Source organism: Streptomyces sp. NPDC093109 (assembly GCF_040701725.1).
GTDB lineage: Bacteria > Actinomycetota > Actinomycetes > Streptomycetales > Streptomycetaceae > Streptomyces.
Map to the genome: position 1 here is coordinate 1 of NZ_JBFBEZ010000120.1, position 1588 is coordinate 1588.

At 73.7% G+C, this 1588-nt stretch carries 4 protein-coding genes; all 4 read right to left on the minus strand.

The window, feature by feature from the left end; translation table 11 throughout:
• Positions 1-15: 15 nt before the first annotated feature.
• Entirely contained in the window at positions 16-336 is a 321-nt protein-coding gene (locus AB0389_RS37825) for a hypothetical protein (protein WP_366400124.1), read from the minus strand.
• 78 nt (positions 337-414) lie between these two features.
• A complete protein-coding gene (locus tag AB0389_RS37830; RefSeq protein WP_366400125.1) occupies positions 415-795 on the minus strand; it encodes a DUF6251 family protein in 381 nt (126 codons plus the stop codon).
• A gap of 97 nt (positions 796-892) precedes the next feature.
• Positions 893-1207 (minus strand): hypothetical protein, encoded by a 315-nt coding sequence (locus AB0389_RS37835; RefSeq protein ID WP_366400126.1) that lies wholly within the window; start codon positions 1205-1207, stop codon positions 893-895.
• A gap of 13 nt (positions 1208-1220) precedes the next feature.
• The coding region (locus AB0389_RS37840) for an RRQRL motif-containing zinc-binding protein (RefSeq protein WP_366400127.1) at positions 1221-1588 on the minus strand (368 nt) is incomplete at its 5' end.

The following is a 1588-nucleotide window of genomic DNA, read 5'->3' on the forward strand; positions in this document are numbered from 1 at the left end:
CCGTCCCGGGCGTGATCACAGGCCCATGCGCCGCGCGGCCTGTTCGGTCCGGTGCAGGACCGCTTCGGCGTCCCGCCGGGCGGTACGGGCGGCGTACTGGGCGTCGCGAGTGGCGGTGCGTTCGGCCGCCTTGGCGGCGGCGACGTCGTTCTTCGCCCGCTCCAGCCGGTCGTGCATGGCGTCGGTCTCGCGGCGGCCCCGGTCGTCGGCGCGGGCGTCGATCCGGTCGATCTCCGCGTCGATACGCGGGTTGACGGCATCGGCGACGGCCTGCTTCACACCACGGGTGACCAGCCACGCACGGCGACGGCGTTCGGCGGAGGTGTACGAGCGCATCGGGTGTTCCCCTTCCAGGGCCGGGACTGTCCCAGCTCCCCTCACCACCCGTACGGGACAGGTGGATCGGGCAACCGGTCAGGCACGGCCCTTGCGGGACACCTGCTTCCCGGGCTGCTTGCCGCCCGGCCTGTCGCCGGGGGTGACGGCCTTGACGACGGTGACCACGCCCCACGCGCACACGGCGGCCAGCAGCGCGAGCAGGGCGAGGTTCGCGGCCATGGCGGTGAGTACGCCAACCAGCAGCGGGCCGAAGTAGACCCCGGCGGCCACCGCGCCCGCCCCGATGCCGGAGCCGAGGGCGAGGCGCTGCACGGTGCGGTCGGGGGGTGCCTGGTGGACGTGGACGACCTGAGGTCCAGTGGGCTGCTGTGGTGTGGGGAGGGTGTGGGGGTCGATGTAGGCGTGGGTGCCGTCCGGGAGCTGGACGACCGTACGGGGGGTGGGGAGGTGTTCCACGGTCTCTCCGTTCTGTGGGCCGGGGTGGTGCGAGGGTGCCCCGGGCCGGATTTGATCCGGCGCCCTCACGGCGGGATGCCGGGGCGGTAGGGGTTGTTCAGGCGGGGCGGTGGTTGCGGTCGTGGGCGGCGGCCAGTTCCTGCCAGCGGCGGTTCTCGCCGGGCGAGGTGTGGGCGAGGCGGACGGTGAAGCCGCAGCCCGGGACGGTGCAGCGGTGCGTGCTGGCCGTCCATGCCGCCGTGACGCGGCCGGTGGTGTCCGCGAGGGAGCCGAAGACGGCGAGCGTGCAGGCGAGCAGGAGCAGCCACGGCACGTGGTGGTCGTGCAGCCGGACACCGATCAGCACGGCGACCGCGCCGCCCACGGCCACCGGGGCCACAGCGGCGAGACGGTTCTTGAGGGTGCTGGACAAGACGGGATCCCTTTCAGGCGGCGAGCGCGGGAGTGTCGAAGCAGGGCACACACATACCGAGCGACGTGGGGATGACGTATCCGGCGTCCCTGCGGCATTCGGGGCAGGTGCGGCGGGCGGTCATTGCTTTCGCGAGTGCCGCGCGGCGGGCGGGGGTCATCGGCCGGACCGGCAAGGCGCGGTCGATGCGGTAGAGGTACGCGGCGCGGATGCCGGTGCGGTCGCGGCGGGAGCGCCACAGGATCTGTGCGGCCACTTCCTGACCGCCCGGCCGCAGTCCGGCGGTGCGGAGCTGACGGCGCGTCGCGTAGCCGTCGGGGGCGAGGCGGTAGGGGTAGGTGGGGATGCCGTAGCGGGACCCGTCGGGGTCCCAGAAACGAT

Bases quoted from the DNA above. Each gene is read 5' to 3' on its own strand.
- AB0389_RS37825 (WP_366400124.1), bottom strand. From the start codon at position 336: ATGCGCTCGTACACCTCCGCCGAACGCCGTCGCCGTGCGTGGCTGGTC.